The organism is Kitasatospora sp. NBC_00458 (assembly GCF_036013975.1).
GTDB lineage: Bacteria > Actinomycetota > Actinomycetes > Streptomycetales > Streptomycetaceae > Kitasatospora.
The window spans coordinates 5,999,906-6,019,066 of sequence record NZ_CP107904.1 but is presented as its reverse complement, the minus strand read 5'-3'; the positions used below and the strand labels follow the sequence as shown (position 1 = coordinate 6,019,066).

Genomic DNA, 19,161 nt, shown 5'->3' with positions numbered 1-19,161 from the left:
GGACCGGAGCCGCCGGACGGGACCTACCGGCCGGAGAGCCGGACCACTCGCCAGAGGGCCAGCGCACAGGCGGCCAGCACGATCAGCGTGTAGATCACGATCGCCTTCCACCCGGCCCGCTCACCGGTGCCGCGGCGCGGCAGGCCCGGCCACTTGTAGCCGGCGTGCCGAGCGGCCATCGCGCCCCAGCCGACCGAGGCCGCGGTGAGCAGCAGGCCCAGCATCCCGATCATCGCCGAGCCGGCCCCGGCCGAGCCGAAGGCCAGCGGGAAGGAGAACATCAGCGAACCGGCCGTGGCCAGCAGGGCGATCGGCAGCGTCTGCCACCAGCGGAGCCGGCGGCGCGGACGGATCTCCCGCTCGTGCACGGCCCCGGCCGGGGCGCGGGTGTCCAGCGCCGGCAGGGCGACCGCGTACGAGGTGGGGGCGTCGAGACCGGGCAGCACCGGCAGGTCGGGCAGGTCGGTCAGCGCCGAGGCGTCGAGACCGCCGGCCTGCGCCTTGGTGGCGCTGCCGCTCCTCGAAGCGGCGCTCTGGCCGGTTTCGGGGCCGGTACCCGTCGACACGCGGCCTCCCCTGACAGTTCGACACGAGTGCGAACTCGCGGCCGGGCACGATCGACCCGCCGGGTCGATCCCTTATGGCATCGATGATGGCATGTCCAGGGGGGCGTTCCGGGCCTGACCGGGGTCGGCGGGTGATCCGTGGCCATCACGTGATCCGGTCGTGACCGCCGGTTCGTCCTGCACGCCCGTCTGCGCGCGCAGCTGCACCGCCGGGTGGCCGGAAAGCGCCTGTCGGACGGCGGGTTCCTGACGGTCGATCAGCTCCAGCGAGCGCTCCAGCAGCCCGACCGGGTCGGTGCCGGCGGGCCGGGCCAGCCAGTGGATGCGGTCGTCCCGGCGGAACCAGGACTCCTGGCGGCGGGCGAACCGCTTGGTGGCCCGGACGGTCTCGGCGCGCGCCTCGTCCTCGGTGCACTCCCCGGCGAAGTGGTCCAGCACCTGCTGGTAGCCGAGCGCCCTGGACGCGGTCCGCCCCTCGCGCAGCCCGAGCCCCTCCAGCGCCCGCACCTCGTCGAGCAGCCCGGCCTGCCACATCCGGTCCACCCGCAGGGTGATCCGCTCGTCCAGCTCGGCCCGGGGCACCGCGACGCCGATCTGCACCGCGTCGTAGACGGCGGTGTTGGTCGGCAGGTTCGCGGTGAACGGCTGCCCGGTGATCTCGATGACCTCCAGCGCGCGGACGATCCGCCGCCCGTTGCTCGTCAGGATCGCCTCGGCGGCCGCCGGGTCCAGTCCGGCCAGCCGGCGGTGCAGCGCGTACGGGCCGGACTCGGCCAGCTCGGCCTCCAGCCGGGCGCGGACCTCCGGGTCGGTCCCGGGGAACTCCATCTCGTCGATCGCCGCCCGCACGTACAGCCCGGAGCCGCCGACCAGGACGGGGGTGCGGCCGGCCGCGATCAGCCGGTCCATCTCGGCCCGGGCCAGCCGCTGGTACTCGGCGACGCTGGCGGCCTCGGTGACGTCCCAGATGTCCAGCAGGTGGTGCGGGATCCCGCCGCGCTCCTCGGTGGTGAGCTTGGCGGTGCCGATGTCCATGCCCCGGTAGAGCTGCATCGAGTCGGTGTTGATCACCTCGCCGCCGAGGGCTCGGGCGATGGCGACGGCCAGGTCGGACTTGCCGGCGGCGGTCGCGCCGACGACCGAGACGACGCGGGGCAGGCCGGGCTCGACGGGACGGGCGGACGGGACGGCGGGGGAGCTGCTCACCGGTCAAGTCTGCCAAAAGCGCCGACCCGCCGGCGGCCCCGCCCGGCCGGCCCCGCCGATCGGGCGGCCGCGCGACCCTTTGCGCCCGCTTGGCTCCGCTTGCGTCCGTTGTGCCGGTTTGCGGCCGGATCGAGCCGTTGCGAACGGTTCGCCCGTGACGGACGTTGTGAGAGTGACAACGAGAGAAGGTGAGGCGTGATGGGCCTGATGGACAACCTCAAGGGCAAGGCCGGGGAGCTCAAGGGCAAGGCCAGCGAGTTCGCCGGCAAGCACAGCGGGCAGATCGAGAACGCGGTCGACAAGGCCGGCGGTGCGATCGACAAGGCCACCAAGGGCAAGTACTCGGAGAAGATCGAGAACGGCACCAGCAAGGCCAAGGGCGCGGTCGACGACTTCGCCCACAAGCCCCCGACGGCCGGTCCCGGCACGCCCCCGAACGGCGGTCCCCAGGGGCCGGCGGTCTGACCGGTCCGGCGGCCCGACCCGGCGGCCCCGGGCCCGGCTCGGGCCGCCGGGGGCCGCCACGGCCCGGGGCAGCCCGAGCCCGACCGGCTCCACCAGGCCGGGGGCTCAGCTCCAGTCGGCGACCAGGTACCCGACCCCGTACGGCGCGTCCTGGTAGCCCAGCCGCGCGGTCAGGCCGACCCCCTCGGCGGCGCCGGCCAGCACCTGCCAGGGCGCCCGCCCCTCGGCCTTCAGCTCGGCGGCCAGCTCCGCGTCCAACGCGGCCAGCGCCGCCGTGTCCGCCGAGCCCAGCGCCCGCGCCAGCGCGGCGTCGAACCCCTCGGCCCGCTCGTCCAGGTAGCCGGGCGCCTTCAGCGACCGGCAGGCGCTGCCGTCCCCCATCACGATCAGCCCGACCCGGTCGGCCAGCCCGGCCAGGCCCTGGCCCAGCCCGAGCATCCGGTCGGCGGGCGCGTCCGCGGGCACCGCGCAGGCGTGCGTCGGCAGGGTCACCCCGGCCCGCTGCAGCAGCCAGGCGCCCACGGTCAGCGCGGGCGCGAGCTCGGGCCCCTCGGCCCGGCCGCCCGGCAGCGCGGCCACCAGCGGCACCCCGTACCGGTGGAAGGAACCGGCCCCGCCCTCGGTCCACACCTCGGCCTCGGGCCCGGTGCCGACCACCACGAGGAGGTCCGGTGCGGCGGCGAGCACCGCCGCCACCGCCTCGTCGCAGGCCGCGCGGAGCGGCTCCAGCTCGGCGGCCGCCCCGGCGGCGACCTCCGGGACGAGCAGCGGCGGGCAGGGGCAGACGGCGGCGGCAACCAGCATGTGGATCACTGTAACGAACAACGCGGGCGGCCCGGCCGGATCCGTGGTCCCGCCGGGCCGCCCCGCCGATCAGCGCGGTCAGTCGCCGCAGCAGCCGCCCGCCGGGGCGGCGAGCGGCAGCGCCGCCGGGGCGCCGATGGACGGCAGGCCCAGCATCACGCCGGCCGGCTTGGCGGCGGGCTTGGCCTGGCGCTTCTCCCAGGCGTCCCCGGCCCGGGTGCGGCGCACCGCGAGGGTCGGGCCCTCGGCCAGCAGGTGGTGCGGGGCCGCGTAGGTGATCTCCACCGTGACCATGTCACCGGGGCGGACCGGCTCCGACGGGCGGGTGAAGTGGACCAGCCGGTTGTCGGGGGCGCGGCCGGAGAGCCGGTCGGTCCGGTCGTCCTTCTTGCCCTCGCCCTCGGCGACCAGGACCTCCAGGGTGCGGCCGACCTGCTTCTTGTTCTCGTCCCAGGAGATCTCCTCCTGGAGGGCGATCAGCCGGTCGTAGCGGGCCTGGACGACGGCCTTCGGGATCTGGTCCGCCATGTCGGCGGCCGGGGTCCCCGGGCGCTTGGAGTACTGGAACGTGAACGCGTTGGTGAAGCGCGCCTCGCGGACCGTGTGCATGGTCTGCTCGAAGTCCTCCTCGGTCTCGCCGGGGAAGCCCACGATGATGTCGGTGGAGATGGCGGCGTCCGGCATCGCCTCCCTCACCTTGCGGATGATGCCGAGGAAGCGCTCCTGCCGGTACGAGCGGCGCATCGCCTTGAGCACCGTGTCCGAGCCCGACTGCAGCGGCATGTGCAGCTGGTGCATCACGTTCGGGGTCTCGGCCATCGCGGCGATCACGTCGTCGGTGAAGTCGCGCGGGTGCGGCGAGGTGAAGCGGATCCGCTCCAGGCCCTCGATCTGACCGGCGGCGCGCAGCAGCTTGGAGAAGGCCTCGCGGTCGCCCAGGTCGGAGCCGTAGGCGTTGACGTTCTGGCCGAGCAGGGTGACCTCGATGACGCCCTCGTCGACCAGCGCCTCGATCTCGGCGAGGACGTCGCCGGGGCGGCGGTCCTCCTCCTTGCCGCGCAGCGCAGGGACGATGCAGAAGGTGCAGGTGTTGTTGCAGCCGACCGAGATCGCGACCCACGCGGCGTACGCGGACTCGCGGCGGGTGGGCAGGGTGGAGGGGAAGGTCTCCAGCGACTCCAGGATCTCGACCTGGGCCTTGCGCTCGACCGCGGCCCGCTCCAGCAGCGCCGGCAGGTGCCCGATGTTGTGGGTGCCGAACACCACGTCGACCCAGGGGGCCTTCCGGACGATGGTGTCGCGGTCCTTCTGGGCCAGGCAGCCGCCGACGGCGATCTGCATGCCCTTGTGGCGGGTCTTGACGGGCGCCAGCTGCCCGAGGTTGCCGTACAGCTTGTTGTCGGCGTTCTCCCGCACCGCGCAGGTGTTGAACACGACCAGGTCGGGGTCACCGTCCTGCCCGGCCTTCACGTACCCGGCGTCCTCCAGCAGGCCCGAGAGCCGCTCGGAGTCGTGGACGTTCATCTGGCAGCCGTACGTGACGACCCTGTAGCTCTTCGATCCGCTGTCACCACTCACCCGTCCAGAGTACGGGCAGCCGCGAACGACTTTTCCCCTCCCGTTCGCCCCGTGAGCCTGGCACTATCCCTGCATGACCCCCGACACCCCCTCCCGCCTCGGCGCCGCCGTCCGGACGGCTTCCCACCGTCCGCTCTGGCGGGTCCTGCTGGTGCTGGTGCTGGTGGCGGCGGGCCTCGGCGGCTGGTGGCTCTCGGAGAGCCGCTCGCCCGGGTACCCGCGGGGTGACACCGGTCTCGCGACCGGGGTGAAGCGCGGGGTGTACGACCGGTACGGCCAGCTGCTGGAGACCCACGTCGCCAAGGCGATGCCGGGGGTGCGGCTGCGGCTGGACAACTCGGAGGGGTCGATCGACAACCTCGCCCGGGTGACCGACGGGCGGGACGACTTCGCGATCGCGACCGCCGACGCCGTCGCCCAGTACTCGGGCCCGGGCCGGGAGAGGCTGCGGGCGATCGCCCGGCTCTACGACGACTACCTCCAGCTGGTCGTCCCGGCCTCCTCGCCGGTGCGCCGGACGGCCGACCTCAAGGGGCTGCGGGTCGGCGTGGGCCAGTCGCTCTCCGGGGTCAACCTGGTCACCAGGCGGCTGCTGGCCGCCGCCGGCCTGGACCCGGACCGCGACATCAAGCCCGCGCCCCTGGGCGTGGGCGACGCCGCCGACCAGCTGCGGGCCGGCCAGCTGGACGCGTTCTTCTGGTCCGGCGGCCTGCCGACCAGCGCGCTGACCGACCTGTCCGAGCACGTCCGGATCCGGATCGTGCCGCTCGGCGACCTCGCCGAGGCGATCCACAAGGTGGAGGGCGGCGGCACCGACGCCTACCGGGCGGCCACCATGCCGAAGGGCACCTACCCGGGCGCCGAGCCCCGCGAAGCGGTGGCCACCGTGGCCGTCCCCAACCTGCTGATCACCCGGGCCGACGTCGACGAGGACCTGGTCCAGGGCATGACCAGGGCGGTGATAGACAGCCGCGACCAGATCGGCTCCCAGGTGCACGCCGCCCAGCTGGTCGACCTGCGCACCGCCGTCTACACCGACCCGCTCCCGCTGCACGAGGGCGCGATGCGCTACTACCGCTCGGTCAAGCCGTAGGGCGTGTCGGCAAAGGCCCTCCGGCGACGGCCGGGGCGCCCCGGCCGGACGGGCGGGGCGGCGGCGATCCAGCCCTGGGGAGCCCGGCCTAGGGAGCCTTCCGGGCCGCCCGCGGCACCGCGAGGGTCACCGCGAGCCCGGACGGCACGACCGCGCCGAAGGTGAGCGAGCCGCCCGCCGCCTGCAGCAGGGTCCGGGCGATCGACAGCCCCAGGCCCGAGCCGTCCACGTTCTGGTGGCGCGCGCTGCGCCAGAACCGGTCGCCCGCGCGGGCCAGCTCCTCCTCGGTGAGCCCCGGTCCCTGGTCCGAGACGGTCACCGCGACCTCGTCCCGCCGCACCGCGACCAGCACCCGGACCCGGCTCCCCTCCGGCCCGAACTTGATCGCGTTGTCGACCACCGCGTCCAGCGCGGAGCCGAAGCCGATCGGGTCGGCCAGGCCGAGCGCCAGGGCCGGACCCTCCCAGGCCAGCTCGATCCCGCGCAGCCGGGCCACCGGCCGCCAGGCGTCGGCCCGGGCCAGGGTGAGCGCGGCGAGGTCGGTCGGCTCCGGCTCGGGGCGGGCGTGCTCGGCGGTGGCCAGTCCGAGCAGGTCGTCCAGCACCCGGGCCAGCCGGGCGCCCTCCTCGCGGACCCCGCCGAGCTCCTCCTCGTGCCCCTCGGGAAGCTCCAGGCCCAGCACCTCGACCCGGAGCAGGAGCGCCGCCAGCGGGTTGCGCAGCTGGTGCGAGGCGTCCGCGACGAAGGCCTTCTGCTGGTCGAGGGCGAGCACCACGTGGTCGGCCATCTCGTTGAAGGAGCGGGCCAGCCGCTGCAGCTCGGGCGGCCCCCCGCCGGACGCGACACGGGCGTTCATCCGGCCGGTGGCGATGTCGTGGGTGGCCCGGTCCAGGGTGCGGACGGGGCGCAGCACCCACTCGGTGAGCCGGACGGCCAGCAGCACCGCGACGATCATCGCGGCCGCCTCGCCGGCCCCGATCACCAGCCAGCGGTGCAGGACCCGGGTGCGCAGCGCGCCGGTCGGGGACTCGCTGAGGACCACCGCGACGACGTCGCCGTCCCGGACCACCGGGGTCGCGACGGTGAGCGTGCGGTCCGGGGTCCACGGCCAGACCTGCGGCGGGTTGTGGCTGCGCCGCCCGTCGAGCGCCTCCTGGAAGGCCTGCTCGGCCCAGCCCCCGGCGGGCACCCGCCAGCCGGCCGGGGCGACCGCGATCGGCAGGCCGTCCCGCTGGAAGATGCCGATCCGCACCCCGTACAGCTCGTGGTAGCGCACCACCTCGTTGCCGAGGGCGTGCCGGCGGCTGAGGTCGCCGGGGGCCGGCTGCGGGTCGCCCTTGAGCGCGGACTCCAGGCCGGAGACGCCCGAGGTGGGCAGGTCCTGGGCGAACCGGGCGGCGTCGTCCAGCCGGTCGACCACCACCCGGCTCTGCTCGGCGGCCGCGACGGCCGCGGCGAGCGGCATCCCGAGCGCGGCGAGGACGCACAGCATCAGCGCGATCAGGATGCCGAGGAGGCGGGTGCGCACGTGCGGTCAGTGCTCCGCGCGGGCCGGGGGCGGCGTGTCGGCCGCGGTGGCCGGGCACTCGGGGATCAGCCGGTAGCCGACGCCCCGGACGGCCTCGACCAGGCCGGGCAGGGCGAGCTTGGTGCGCAGCGAGCCGATGTGCACCTCCAGGGTGCGGCCGTTGCCCTCCCAGCCGCTGCGCCAGACCTCGCTGAAGATCTGCTCGCGGCGGTAGACGACGCCGGGGCTCTGGGCGAGCAGCGCCAGCAGGTCGAACTCCTTGCGGGTGAGCGGCACGTCCCGGCCGTCCACGCTGACCCGGCGGCGCTCGCGGTCGATGACGATGCCGCGGGACTCCAGCGGGCCGCGCTGCTGCGGCACGGTGTCCGGCGCGGGGACGGCGACGGCGGCGGGCGCGGCGCCGCGGCGGGCCACGGCGTGGATCCGGGCGAGCAGCTCGCCCATGTCGTAGGGCTTGGTGACGTAGTCGTCGGCGCCGAGGTTGAGGCCGTGGATGCGGGAGCGGATGTCGGCGCGGGCGGTGACCATGATCACGGGTACGCCGCTGCCGGCCCTGATCCGGCTGCAGACCTCGAAGCCGTCGCGGTCGGGCAGTCCGAGGTCGAGCAGGACGACCCGGTAGGGCTCGTTGCCGTCGGGCACCAGCGCGTCGAGCGCCTCGTGGCCGCTGCGGGCGTGCCTGACCTGGAAGCCGTGCCGGCCCAGTACCGCGACGAGGGCCGCGGCCACGCGTTCGTCGTCCTCGACGAGCAGTAGTCGCATCTCGGTTTCTCCTCCTCTCCCCCACGTTCCCGGGGGTCCTCTCGTGGTCGTCACGGCCCCCTGCCGGGCAGGTCCCGGTCCTGCGCAGTATGGGCCAGCCGGGGCCCGGACGCCAGGCTCGGCCACCCGCCGGGACCGGGCGGGACGGGGTGCTCCGGGGCGGGTGCCCGCCGTCACCGCGGCCCGCGGGGGCCGTCACCGGGGCCGCCGGACGTTGTCACTGTGCCCGTACCGGGCGCCGGTGAACAGCCCGCGCCCGGCGCGTGGCCGGATCGTGATGCTCAAGTTCCGCTCAGATCGGCTGACGTGACACCGTCAGCGCTCCTATGGTCAGCCCACCGAGGGCCGCGGCTCCGCCGGCCGCGGCCCTCGGATTCCTACCACCATTGCAGCCCAAGGGAGTTCGTCTCCCTCGGGCCGACACGAGGGAGCAGGCCCGATGACCACGAGCCTCAGCAAGGACTCCCGCGCCGACGCCGCTCCCCTGGTGGTCCTGCGCAATGTGAACAAGCACTTCGGCGCACTGCACGTGCTCCAGGACATCGACCTGGAGATCGCCCAGGGCGAGGTGGTGGTCCTGATCGGCCCCTCCGGCTCGGGCAAGTCCACGCTCTGCCGGACGATCAACCGGCTGGAGACCATCGACTCCGGCACGATCTCCATCGACGGCCGCCCGCTGCCGGCCGAGGGCCGGGAGCTGGCCCGGCTGCGGGCCGAGGTCGGCATGGTGTTCCAGAGCTTCAACCTGTTCGCGCACAAGACCGTGCTGGACAACGTGGTGCTCGGCCAGGTCAAGGTCCGGGGCATCGCCCGCGACCAGGCCGTCCGGACCGCCCGGGAGCTGCTGGAGCGGGTCGGCGTCGCCGCGCAGGCCGACAAGTTCCCGGCGCAGCTGTCCGGCGGGCAGCAGCAGCGCGTCGCGATCGCCCGGGCCCTGGCGATGAACCCCAAGGTGATGCTCTTCGACGAGCCCACCTCGGCGCTCGACCCCGAGATGATCAACGAGGTGCTGGAGGTCATGCGCCGGCTGGCCGCCGACGGCATGACCATGGTGGTCGTCACCCACGAGATGGGCTTCGCGCGCTCCGCCGCCAACCGGGTGCTCTTCATGGCCGACGGCCGGATCGTCGAGCAGAACACCCCCGAGGCCTTCTTCACCGCGCCCCGCTCGGACCGCGCCAAGGACTTCCTCTCCAAGATCCTGCACCACTGATCCCCCGGGCCGGATCGGGGCCGACGTCGGCGGGCACGCCGTCGCCGGTCCGCCCGCCCGCACCCGGATTCCCCTCCGCCAGAGCCCGGTTGAACCGTGGCCAAGCCCCAGGAGAGCTACCCTCATGAGGACTCGTCGCACCCTCGCCGTCGCGCTCTGTGCCATCGCGCTCACCGCCACCGCCGCCTGCGGGAAGGACGGTACGCCCGGCGCCGACAAGGCGAGCGCGGGCGGCAGCGCCGCACCGGCGCTGCCCACCTACACCGTGAAGACCGACGTCAAGCTGGACTCGCCGGCCCTGGCCGCGGCCAAGAAGCGCGGCCAGCTGATCATCGGCGCCAAGTCCGACCAGCCGTTCCTCGGCTGGGAGGACCTCGCCTCCGGCGACCGCAGCGGCTTCGACATCGAGATCGCCAAGATGGTCGCCGCCGACCTCGGCTTCACCCCGCAGCAGATCAAGTGGCAGACCCTGGTCTCCTCGCAGCGCGAGCCCGCGATCTCCAACGGCCAGATCGACTTCTACGTCGGCACCTACAGCATCAACGACGAGCGCAAGAAGACCGTCTCCTTCGCCGGCCCGTACTACGTCGCCGGCCAGGACCTGCTGGTGAAGGCCGACAACACCGCCATCACCGGCCCCGAGTCGGTCAACGGCAAGAACGTCTGCACCGCCACCGGCTCCACCTCGATCAAGAACATCCAGCAGTACTCGCCGAAGATCACCCAGTTCGACACCTACTCGGCCTGCGTCGAGAAGCTGATGTCCGGCGAGGTCGACGCGGTCACCACCGACGACGCCATCCTCAAGGGCTACGCCTCCAAGTACGCGACCAAGCTGAAGGTCGTCGGCAAGCCGTTCACCAAGGAGAACTACGGCGTCGGCCTGAACAAGGACGACAAGGCGCTCCGCGACGCGATCAGCGACGCGCTCAAGGCCCACCAGGACAACGGCGACTGGAAGAAGGCCTACGACGCCACCCTCGGCCTCTCCGGCTCGACCGCGCCGCAGCCGCCGGTCCTGGAGCGCTACTGACGGCCGGCCGGTGCCGGCGGCCCCGCCGGCCGCCGGCACCGGCCGCCACCACTCCCGAACGACCGAACGGCCCCCGAACCACCGAACGACCCCCGAACCACCGACCACCTGAGAGGAGGGCCGCCGGATGGGCTTCCTGTTCGAGGACGGCAACTTCGCGCTGTTCCGCGACGGCTTCCTGCAGACGATCGAGCTGAGCGCGCTCAGCGCGCTGCTCGCCCTGCTGCTGGGCACCCTGCTGGCGGCCTGCCGGGTCTCCCCCGTCCCGGTGCTGCGCGGCTTCGGCACCACCTGGGTGACGCTCTTCCGCAACACCCCGCTGACCGTGCTGTTCTTCGCCGTGACGTTCGGCCTCCCCCCGCTCGGCGTGCACTTCAGCCACCTCACCTTCGCGGTGCTGGCGCTCGGCGGGTACACCGCGTCGTTCGTCTGCGAGGTGCTGCGCTCGGGCATCAACACCGTTCCGCTCGGCCAGGCCGAGGCCGCCCGCAGCCTCGGCATGACCTTCGGCCAGACCCTCACCCAGATCGTCCTGCCGCAGGCGGCCCGGACGGTGCTGGCGCCGATGAGCAGCGTGTTCATCGCCCTGCCCAGGAACTCGGCGATCGCCGGCGCGTTCAGCGTCAGCGAGCTGTACAGCGCGCAGCAGACCTTCTCCGAGCGCGGCTACTCGATCTTCGCGATCTTCTTCTGGGTGGCCTGCGCCTATCTGGTGATCAGCGCCACCGTCGCCCTGCTGTTCCGCTCCCTGGAGAACCGACTGGCGGTGGCCCGATGAGCTCGATCTTCACCCGCCCTTCCACGGCCAGCGTCCTCTACGACGCCCCCGGCCCGAAGGCCCGCTCCCGCTACCGGGTGTTCGGCGTGCTGGCGCTGCTCGCGATCGCCGGCCTGCTCTGGTACACCGTCACGGCGCTCGCCGACAACGGCCAGTTCGACGCCGAACTCTGGGACGCGTTCCAGTACAACACCATCCAGCAGCGGATCGTCGACGGTCTGCTGGCCACCCTGGAGGCCTTCGGGCTGGCCGCGGTCGGCTCGCTCGCACTGGGCGCGCTGCTCGCCGCCGGGCAGCTCTCCGACCACAGGCCGGTGCGCTGGGCGGCCGTCTCGTTCGTCCAGTTCTTCCGGGCGATGCCGCTGCTGATCCTGATCGTCGCGCTCTACTACGCCTTCTTCGCCAAGGAGCCGATGTGGGCCCTGGTGCTGGGGCTCACCCTCTACAACGGCTCGGTCCAGGCCGAGATCATCCGCAGCGGCGTCAACGCCGTGCCGCGCGGCCAGGGCGAGGCCGGTTACGCGCTCGGCCTGCGCAAGACGCAGGTGATGACCACCGTCCTGGTGCCGCAGGCGGTCCGCTCGATGCTGCCCACGATGATCGGCCAGCTGGTCGTCACCCTCAAGGACACCTCGCTCGGCTTCATCATCACCTACCATGAGCTGCTGTTCGTCGGTAAGGCCATCGCCAGTCAGCCGCTGAACGCCGCGGGCTTCCCCTACATCCCCGTGGTGCTGGTGATCGGCCCCATCTACATCGCGATGTGCCTCCTGCTCACCGCGCTCGCCCGGTGGATCGAGGCACGCGGCCGACGCGGCGCGAACCGGCGCACTTCGGCTGCTGCTTGACGGACACCCAGGTGAACTGTTGCATTGCTCTTCGTGACACCATCCGGGAGCATCCACGCGGCATATGACGCCACCCCGTCGGCCTGCCCTCGCCCGGAGGCCCCCGGCCGCGCCGCACCGGCCCGCCCGTGCCCGGAGGTCCCGGCATGGACCCGGTGATCGTGGTCGGGGCCGGGCCGGTGGGCCTGGCCCTGGCCCTCGCCCTCGCCCGGCACGAGGTGCCGACCGTCGTCCTCGACGAGGGCTCCGGGCTCTGTCCCGAGAGCCCCCGCAGCGTCGTCCTCGGCGCCGACACCGCCGCCCTCCTCACCCGGATCGGCTACCCCCGGGCCGTCTCGGACGCCGCCCGCTGGAACGCCTTCACCGTCTGGCGCCGCCGCCAGGAAGTGCTCCGGATCGACCTCGCCGACACCCCCGTCCTGCACCTGCCCCAGCACCGGCTCCAGCGCGGTCTGCGCGACGCCCTCACCGGCACCCCCCTGGTCAGGCTGGTCCCGCTGAACCGGGTCACCCGGCTCGAACAGGACCGCGACGGCGTCAGCGTGCACACCCGCAACCCGCAGGACGGCACCGAGACCTGGTGGCGCGGCAGCCACCTGGTCGGCTGCGACGGCGCCCGCTCCACCGTCCGCAAGCTGCTGAAGATCCGCTTCCCCGGCCGCCCGGCCGTCGACCGCAGCGCCATCGCCACCGTCCGGGTCGACCTGCCGTTCAGCGAGCCCCGGCTGCACCGCGAGCCGCCGTGGCGCGGCGACCGCGAGGCCTCCGCCCGCCCGCTCCCGGACGGCGTCTGGCGGCTGGACTGGCGACTGCCGCCCGGCCGGCCGGCACCCGCCGAGACGGTCGACCCGCACGCCACCTGGCCCGGCATCGTCACCGGCGACACCCTGCTCACCCGGGTCACCGCCACCCTCACCGGCTGGTGCGGCGAACTCCCCCGGTTCGACCTGCTCGCCGCCGCCGACCACACCGCCCAGCAGCGCCTGGCCGCCCGCTTCCGCCACGGCCGCTGCTTCCTGGCCGGGGACGCCGCCCACCTGCACGGCGCGCTCGGCATGCAGAACCTCGCCGACGGCCTGCGCGACGCCGACAACCTGGCCTGGCGGCTCGCCCTCGCCTGGCACCTCCACTCCGGCGGCCCGCAGCCCGGCGGGTCCCTGCTCGACGGGTACGAGACCGAGCGGCGCGGCGCGGTCGGCGCCCGGCTGCGCGCGGTCGACCAGGCCATGCCGCTGCTGCGCCCGCTGCGCGGCTGGCAGGCCACCCGCCGCTCACTGCTCACCGGCTCGTTCCGCAAGCACGCGCCGATGCTCGCCGACGGCCAGCTCGGCACCGGCCGGTTCGGCGGCGCGCCCGCCTACCCGGCCGCCCCCTCCGGCGTGCCGGGGCGGGTCCCGGTCCAGCGCGGGGCGCGCGGCAGCACCTCGCTCAGCGAACTGCTGCCCGCGACCGCCCCCGGCGTGCTCGTCCCGGACCTGCCGGTGCTGGCCGCCGACGGCACCCCGGACCAGCTGCACGCCCGCCTCGGCGCCGGGTTCCTGCTGCTGCTCGTCGCCCCCGGCACCACCGTCTGGTCCGCCGAGCACTGGCTGGGCGCCGGGCTGATGCCCCGGCTCGCCGAGGTGGCCGCCGCCCTGCCGGTACCGGCCGAGGTCCTGGTCACCGAGGCCTACCCGGGCGCCGGGCCGCACAGCGTCCTGCTGATCCGCCCCGACGGCCACCTGGTCGGGGTCACCCAGGGCGCCGCGGCCGAGGAGCTCCAGGCCCTGGCCGACGCGGTCCGCGGCGGTCCGGCCTCGCTGACCGACGGCTCCGAGCCCGCTCACGGGCCGGCCGACGCACCCGCCCCGGCGACGCCGTCGGCACCGGGCCCGACACCGGCACCGGGCTCGGGCTCGGGCTCGGGCAACCGGCCGGCCAACGCACCGGCACCGGCCCCCGGGCCGAAGCCGGTGGCCGGCCCCCTGGCCGAGCCGGCCGCCGCCGAACCTAGCGGGCCACCTCGGTGACCCGGCTCTCCCGGACCACCGTGACCCTGATCTGACCGGGGTACGTCAGCTCCTCGGAGACCCTCCTGGCGACCTCGCGGGCGATCACCTGCGCCCCGAGGTCGTCCACCACCTCCGGCCGGACCATCACCCGGACCTCCCGACCGGCCTGCATCGCGTACACCGCGGCCACGCCGTCGTGCGACCGGGCGATCTCCTCCAGCCGCTCCAGCCTGCGCACGTACGTCTCCAGCGACTCCTTGCGCGCCCCGGGCCGGCCGCCCGAGCAGGCGTCGGCCGCCTGGATCAGCACCGCCTCGACGGTCCGCGGCTCCACCTCCCCGTGGTGCGCCGCGATCGCGTGCACCACGTCCGCCGACTCGCCGTGCCGCCGGGCGAAGTCCGCTCCCACCGCCGCGTGGCTGCCCTCCACCTCGTGGGTGAGCGCCTTGCCGATGTCGTGCAGCAGCGCCGCGCGCCGCACCGGCTCCGGCTCCACCCCCAGCTCGGCCGCCATCAGCCCGGCCAGGTGCGCCGACTCCACCAGGTGGCCCAGCACGTTCTGCCCGTACGAGGCCCGGTAGCGCAGCGTGCCCAGGGTGCGGACCAGGTCCGGGTGCATCCCGCCGACCCGCACCGACAGCAGCGCGTCCTCCCCGGCCCTGACACAGCGCCGCTCGACCTCCTCGCGGCTGCGCTCGTGGACGTGCTCGATCCGCAGCGGGTGGATCCGGCCGTCCTCGACCAGCTGCTCCAGGGTGAGCCGGGCGGTCTCCCGCCGGACGGGGTCGAAGCAGGAGAGCTGCACCACCGCCGGGGTGTCGTCGATGATCAGGTTGACGCCGGTGACGGCCTCGAAGGCCCGGATGTTCCGGCCCTCCCGCCCGATCACCCGGCCCTTCATCTCCTCGTTCGGCAGCCGGAACAGCGACACGGCCGTCTCTGCGGTCTGCTCGGCGGCCAGCCGCTGGATCGCCCCGGCGACGATCCCCCGGGCCCGCTGCTCGCCCTCCTCGCGGGCGGCGCGCTCGATCTCCCGGACGGTGACCGCCGCTTCCCGGCGGGCCTCGGACGCGGCCTCCCGGACGAGCTCGGCCCGGGCCTGGTCCGCCGAGAGCCCGGCGGTCCGCTCCAGCTCCGCCGCCCGGCGCCGGACCAGTTCCGCCGCCTCGCCCCGGGCCAGTTCCAACGCGGCCGACCGCTCGGCCAGTTCGCCCTCGCGGGTGCGGAGCCTGTCCAGCTCCTCGGTCAACCGCTCCTCGCGCCGGTCGAGTTCGGCCCGCAGCTGGTCGGCCTGCTGCTCGGCCCAGCGCCGGGCCCGCTCGGTCTCGGCGGCGGCCCTGCGCCGTGCGTTCCGCAGCCGCCTCGCCGGCAACCAGAGCGCCGCACCGACGGCGGCCAGCACGGCCACCGCCAGCAGGACGGCCACCAGCAGGAAGGCGGCCGATCCGCCGCTCACCGCGATCCTCATCCTGCCCACTCCCCGTCCCGCCGCGGCACGCCGCCCGGGACCGACCGCGCGGCCGGGTCCGGACCCGTCCGGCCACGGGCGTGGCGAGGAGGGGCCAGGGGTGGCCGAGGAATGATCGACGTGCTCGCGCACTGACTGCGAGGCTAAGCGCGGGTTACGAAACGGTCAAGACTGGCTTGGTAGTTGGCCGTCTCCGCGATCCGTCCGGAGCCGACCCGGGGTCAGTCCCAGTCCTCGCCGGAAGGTCCGTCCGCGTCCGCTCCGGCGTCCGCGGGCTCCTCCTCGTCCAGCGCCTCGCGGACCACCCGGAACGCCAGGCCCTCGGAGTAGCCGCGCCGGGCCAGCACGCCGACCAGCCGGCGCGTCCGGGCCTGCCGCTCCAGGCCCCGGGTGGTCCGGAGCCGGCGGTCGACCAGCTCCCGGGCCGCCTCGGCCTCGTCGTCGTGGTCGAGCTGGGCGAGGGCCTGCTCGGCCTGCTCGCCGGTCACTCCCCTGGTCCTCAGCTCCTGGGCCAGCGCCCGCCGGGAGAGCCCCCGGACGGCGTGCCGGGACTCCACCCAGGCCCGGGCGAAGGCCGCGTCGTCGATCAGCCCGACCTCCTCCAGCCGGGTCAGCACCTCCTCGGCGACCTCGTCCGGGATCTCCCGCTTGCGCAGGGCGTCGGCGAGCTGCTTGCGGGTCTTGGCCGCACCGGTGAGCAGGCGCAGGCAGATGTCCCGCGCCCGTGCCTCCGGGTCGGCGGGTTCCTCGGTGCGGGTGCGCCGGGAGGCCCCGGTCTCCGGCGCCTCGCCGTGCTCCGGCCGCCCGGCCCGCCCACGTCCCCGCCGCCCGGCGGACGACTGCCCGGCGGACGAGCGCCCGGTGGACGAGCGCCCGGCGGACGGCGGCAGGGACCGGGCGGGGGCGGCCACACCCCCGTGACCGTCCGCCCCCGCTCGACCCCCGCCCGTGCCGGGGTCAGTGTTCTCCTGCTCCAGCGCCGACCGGCGCCGGCGTCGGCCCGTGGGGAGCTCGGAGGCCGTGACCAGCCCGAGGTCGCCCACGTCCGCCGGGCCGCTCGCGGCCGGACGGCGACCGGACGGCGACCGGCCCGGTACGCGGCCGGGCGCCCGGTCCGGGCCGGGCCCGGGCTCGGCCACCGCCGCGAACCAGTCCGGCGGGCCGTGGTCGTCGTCGTCCTCCGGGCGGCCGCCCGCTGCCCCGGTGTGCTGCATCAACGGATCAGGCCTTGGCAGCCGCCGCCGTCTTCTTCGCCGCGGCCGTCTTGGCGGCGGTCGCGGTGATCGGCTTGGCCGCACCCTCCGCCGCACCCGCCGCACCGGCCGCGTCGGCCTCGGCCGGCTCCTCGATCTTCGGGCCGATGCCGAGCTTGCCCTTGATCTTGCGCTCGATCTCGTCGGCCAGCTGCGGGTTGTCCCGCAGGAAGTTGCGGGCGTTCTCCTTGCCCTGGCCGAGCTGGTCGCCCTCGTAGGTGTACCAGGCGCCCGACTTGCGGATGAAGCCGTGCTCGACGCCCATGTCGATCAGGCCGCCCTCGCGGCTGATGCCCACGCCGTAGAGGATGTCGAACTCGGCCTGCTTGAACGGCGCGGCGACCTTGTTCTTGACGACCTTGACCCGGGTGCGGTTGCCGACCGCCTCGGTGCCGTCCTTCAGGGTCTCGATCCGGCGGATGTCGAGGCGGACCGAGGCGTAGAACTTCAGCGCACGGCCACCGGTCGTCGTCTCCGGGGAGCCGAACATGACGCCGATCTTCTCACGCAGCTGGTTGATGAACACCGCGGTGGTGTTCGACTGGTTCAGCGCACCGGCGATCTTGCGCAGCGCCTGGCTCATCAGTCGGGCCTGCAGACCGACGTGCGAGTCGCCCATCTCGCCCTCGATCTCCGCACGCGGGACGAGCGCCGCGACCGAGTCGATGATCACCAGGTCGATCGCGCCGGAGCGGATCAGCATGTCGGTGATCTCCAGCGCCTGCTCACCGGTGTCCGGCTGGCTGACCAGCAGGGCGTCGGTGTCCACCCCGAGCTTCTTGGCGTACTCCGGGTCGAGCGCGTGCTCCGCGTCGACGAAGGCCACCGTGCCGCCGGCCCGCTGGGCGTTGGCCGCCAGGTGCAGGGTCAGCGTGGTCTTGCCGGAGGACTCGGGGCCGTAGATCTCGACCACCCGGCCGCGCGGGATGCCACCGACTCCGAGGGCGACGTCCAGCGCGGTGGACCCGGTGGGGATCACCTCGATCGGCTCATTGGCCTTCTCGCCCAGGCGCATCACCGAGCCCTTGCCGAACTGCCGCTCGATCTGGGCGAGTGCGGTCTCAAGAGCCTTCTCGCGGTCCGTACCTGCCATGGCTTCCACCCTCGGGTTCTGTGCTGTGCGCTTCATCGTCATCGACGCTAGCGCGTCCCACTGACAATCGACCCTGACCGGGCTCGGCCTGGGGAAAACTCTTGGCCGGAGAGTACAAAGAACAAGTGTTCGATTCAAGCCGGAGCCGTTCGGACTACTTCCCCCCGCCCTCCGCGCCGCCCCCGTCCTCCGGCCCCCGCCCGGAGCCGGAACCGGAACCGGAACCGGAACCGGAACCGGAGCTCGAACCGGACCCGGAGCCCGGCCCCGCACCCGAGCCGCCCTCCGGCCCCCCGCCGACCATCCGCCGCAGCCGCCGCGCCGCCTCCCGGCGCAGCGCCCGCCGGTGCCGCCGCTGCTCGCCCCGGTCGATCCGCGGGTCGGTGGCCACCTCGTACCGGCGCACGTACGTCCCCACGAACCCCTGCAGGGTGGCCGCCGCCGGGATGGCGATCAGCGCGCCGACCGCCCCGAGCAGGGCCGCCCCGGCGATCACCGAGCCGAACGCCACCGCCGGGTGCACGTCCACCGTCTTCGCGGTGATCCGCGGGTGCAGCAGGTAGTTCTCGACCTGCTGGTAGACCACCACGAACACCAGGACCCAGAGCGCGTCGACCGGCTCCACGGTGAGCGCCACCAGGACCGGCAGCGCCCCCGCCAGGTAGGTCCCGATGGTCGGCACGAACTGCGACATGACGCCGACCCAGATCGCCAGCGCCGCCGCGTACGGCAGGTCCAGCACGGCGAACATCACCCAGTGCGCGAACGCCGAGGCGACGGCGAGCAGCGCCCGCGAGTAGAGGTAGCCGCCGGTCTTGGCCAGCGCGATCTCCCAGGCGCGCAGCACCTCGCCCTGCTTGGCGGGCGGCAGCAGCGAACAGACGGTCCGTCGCACCCGGGGGCCGTCGGCGGTGAAGTAGAAGGTGAACAGGCCGACGGTGAAGGCCTGGAAGAGCCCGCCGATCAGGGTGGAGGAGACGCCCCAGACGTTGTCGGCGGCCTGCTGGGCGTAGTTCTCGATGGCGCCGGAGTCCTTGAGCAGCTTCTTCTGCAGCTCGTCCAGCGACAGGTCCTGGTTGAAGGTCCGGTTGACCCAGTCGATCAGGCTGTCGAGCAGGTGCGGCAGGTCCCCCGCGATCTTCGCGACCTGGTCGACCAGCAGGGTGCCGAGCGCGGTCAGGAAGCCGCCCACCGCTATCGCCACCGCGACGAAGACCAGGAACGTGCCGACCCCGCGGCGCACGCCGCGGGCCGCCATCCGGTCGACCGCCGGCTCCAGCGCCAGCGACAGGAAGAAGGAGACCAGCAGCATCACGAAGAGGTCGATCAGCTGGTGGAAGGCCCAGTCGGCGAGCTGGAACAGCCCGACCATGAGCAGTGCCAGCACCATCGCCCGGGGCAGCCAGCGCGGCATCCCCGAACCCCAGATGCCGTCGGCGGCGGTCCGGGCGGGCGGCGAGGCGGGCGGGGCGCCCGCGGCCT

Annotated in this window: 16 protein-coding genes and 1 pseudogene; 7 read left to right on the top strand and 10 right to left on the bottom strand. The window is 74.2% G+C overall.

The genetic code is table 11. The features are described 5' to 3' along the window. Positions 1-23 precede the first annotated feature (23 nt). Both OG550_RS25125 and miaA read right to left on the bottom strand, forming a co-directional pair. Positions 24-566: a hypothetical protein gene (locus OG550_RS25125; protein ID WP_327681155.1), complete on the bottom strand. Its 543-nt coding sequence runs from the start codon at positions 564-566 to the stop codon at positions 24-26. A gap of 249 nt (positions 567-815) precedes the next feature. Beyond that, a pseudogene (miaA, locus tag OG550_RS25120) lies at positions 816-1,724 on the bottom strand (tRNA (adenosine(37)-N6)-dimethylallyltransferase MiaA); the annotation flags it as partial. A 246-nt stretch (positions 1,725-1,970) separates the two neighbouring features. Between miaA and OG550_RS25115 the strand changes: the two are divergent. Continuing rightward, positions 1,971-2,237: an antitoxin gene (locus tag OG550_RS25115; RefSeq protein ID WP_327681153.1), complete on the top strand. Its 267-nt coding sequence runs from the start codon at positions 1,971-1,973 to the stop codon at positions 2,235-2,237. A 105-nt stretch (positions 2,238-2,342) separates the two neighbouring features. On the opposite strand, the gene OG550_RS25110 is transcribed toward OG550_RS25115, so the two are convergent. Together OG550_RS25110 and miaB are read right to left on the bottom strand one after the other, a co-directional pair. Beyond that, entirely contained in the window at positions 2,343-3,041 is a 699-nt protein-coding gene (locus tag OG550_RS25110) for a class III extradiol dioxygenase subunit B-like domain-containing protein (protein WP_327681151.1), read from the bottom strand. A 78-nt stretch (positions 3,042-3,119) separates the two neighbouring features. Continuing rightward, positions 3,120-4,619, bottom strand: coding sequence for a tRNA (N6-isopentenyl adenosine(37)-C2)-methylthiotransferase MiaB (gene miaB, locus OG550_RS25105; protein ID WP_327681150.1), 1,500 nt, complete (start codon positions 4,617-4,619; stop codon positions 3,120-3,122). Positions 4,620-4,692: 73 nt separating this feature from the next. Between miaB and OG550_RS25100 the strand changes: the two genes are divergently transcribed. After that, a complete protein-coding gene (locus OG550_RS25100; RefSeq protein WP_327681148.1) occupies positions 4,693-5,712 on the top strand; it encodes a TAXI family TRAP transporter solute-binding subunit in 1,020 nt (339 codons plus the stop codon). 88 nt (positions 5,713-5,800) lie between these two features. Here OG550_RS25100 and OG550_RS25095 read toward each other — a convergent pair whose 3' ends face one another. Together OG550_RS25095 and OG550_RS25090 are read right to left on the bottom strand one after the other, a co-directional pair. After that, complete coding sequence (locus OG550_RS25095; RefSeq protein WP_327681146.1) at positions 5,801-7,240, bottom strand: sensor histidine kinase; 1,440 nt, start codon at positions 7,238-7,240, stop codon at positions 5,801-5,803. Between the two features lie 6 nt (positions 7,241-7,246). After that, positions 7,247-8,002: a response regulator transcription factor gene (locus OG550_RS25090; protein ID WP_327681145.1), complete on the bottom strand. Its 756-nt coding sequence runs from the start codon at positions 8,000-8,002 to the stop codon at positions 7,247-7,249. 439 nt (positions 8,003-8,441) lie between these two features. Here OG550_RS25090 and OG550_RS25085 point away from each other — a divergent pair, with 439 nt between their 5' ends. From OG550_RS25085 to OG550_RS25065, 5 genes are all read left to right on the top strand, one after another. Continuing rightward, positions 8,442-9,215: an amino acid ABC transporter ATP-binding protein gene (locus OG550_RS25085; RefSeq protein WP_327681142.1), complete on the top strand. Its 774-nt coding sequence runs from the start codon at positions 8,442-8,444 to the stop codon at positions 9,213-9,215. Between the two features lie 124 nt (positions 9,216-9,339). Continuing rightward, entirely contained in the window at positions 9,340-10,248 is a 909-nt protein-coding gene (locus OG550_RS25080) for a glutamate ABC transporter substrate-binding protein (RefSeq protein WP_327681140.1), read from the top strand. A 127-nt stretch (positions 10,249-10,375) separates the two neighbouring features. Beyond that, positions 10,376-11,026 (top strand): amino acid ABC transporter permease, encoded by a 651-nt coding sequence (locus OG550_RS25075; RefSeq protein ID WP_327681138.1) that lies wholly within the window; start codon positions 10,376-10,378, stop codon positions 11,024-11,026. Continuing rightward, positions 11,023-11,874, top strand: a complete 852-nt coding sequence (locus OG550_RS25070) for an amino acid ABC transporter permease (protein ID WP_327681136.1) — start codon at positions 11,023-11,025, stop codon at positions 11,872-11,874. Before OG550_RS25075 ends, OG550_RS25070 begins: the two co-directional genes overlap by 4 nt. 146 nt (positions 11,875-12,020) lie before the next feature. Next, positions 12,021-13,883: an FAD-dependent monooxygenase gene (locus tag OG550_RS25065; RefSeq protein WP_327681134.1), complete on the top strand. Its 1,863-nt coding sequence runs from the start codon at positions 12,021-12,023 to the stop codon at positions 13,881-13,883. On the opposite strand, the gene rny is transcribed toward OG550_RS25065, so the two are convergent. From rny to OG550_RS25045, 4 genes are all read right to left on the bottom strand, one after another. Beyond that, a complete protein-coding gene (gene rny / locus OG550_RS25060; protein WP_327681132.1) occupies positions 13,864-15,333 on the bottom strand; it encodes a ribonuclease Y in 1,470 nt (489 codons plus the stop codon). The genes OG550_RS25065 and rny overlap by 20 nt on opposite strands. A 221-nt stretch (positions 15,334-15,554) precedes the next feature. Then, positions 15,555-16,547, bottom strand: coding sequence for a regulatory protein RecX (locus tag OG550_RS25055; protein ID WP_327681130.1), 993 nt, complete (start codon positions 16,545-16,547; stop codon positions 15,555-15,557). A 7-nt stretch (positions 16,548-16,554) separates the two neighbouring features. Continuing rightward, positions 16,555-17,679 (bottom strand): recombinase RecA, encoded by a 1,125-nt coding sequence (recA, locus tag OG550_RS25050; protein ID WP_327681128.1) that lies wholly within the window; start codon positions 17,677-17,679, stop codon positions 16,555-16,557. A 154-nt stretch (positions 17,680-17,833) separates the two neighbouring features. Continuing rightward, positions 17,834-19,093: an AI-2E family transporter gene (locus OG550_RS25045; protein ID WP_327684122.1), complete on the bottom strand. Its 1,260-nt coding sequence runs from the start codon at positions 19,091-19,093 to the stop codon at positions 17,834-17,836. Positions 19,094-19,161 lie beyond the last annotated feature (68 nt).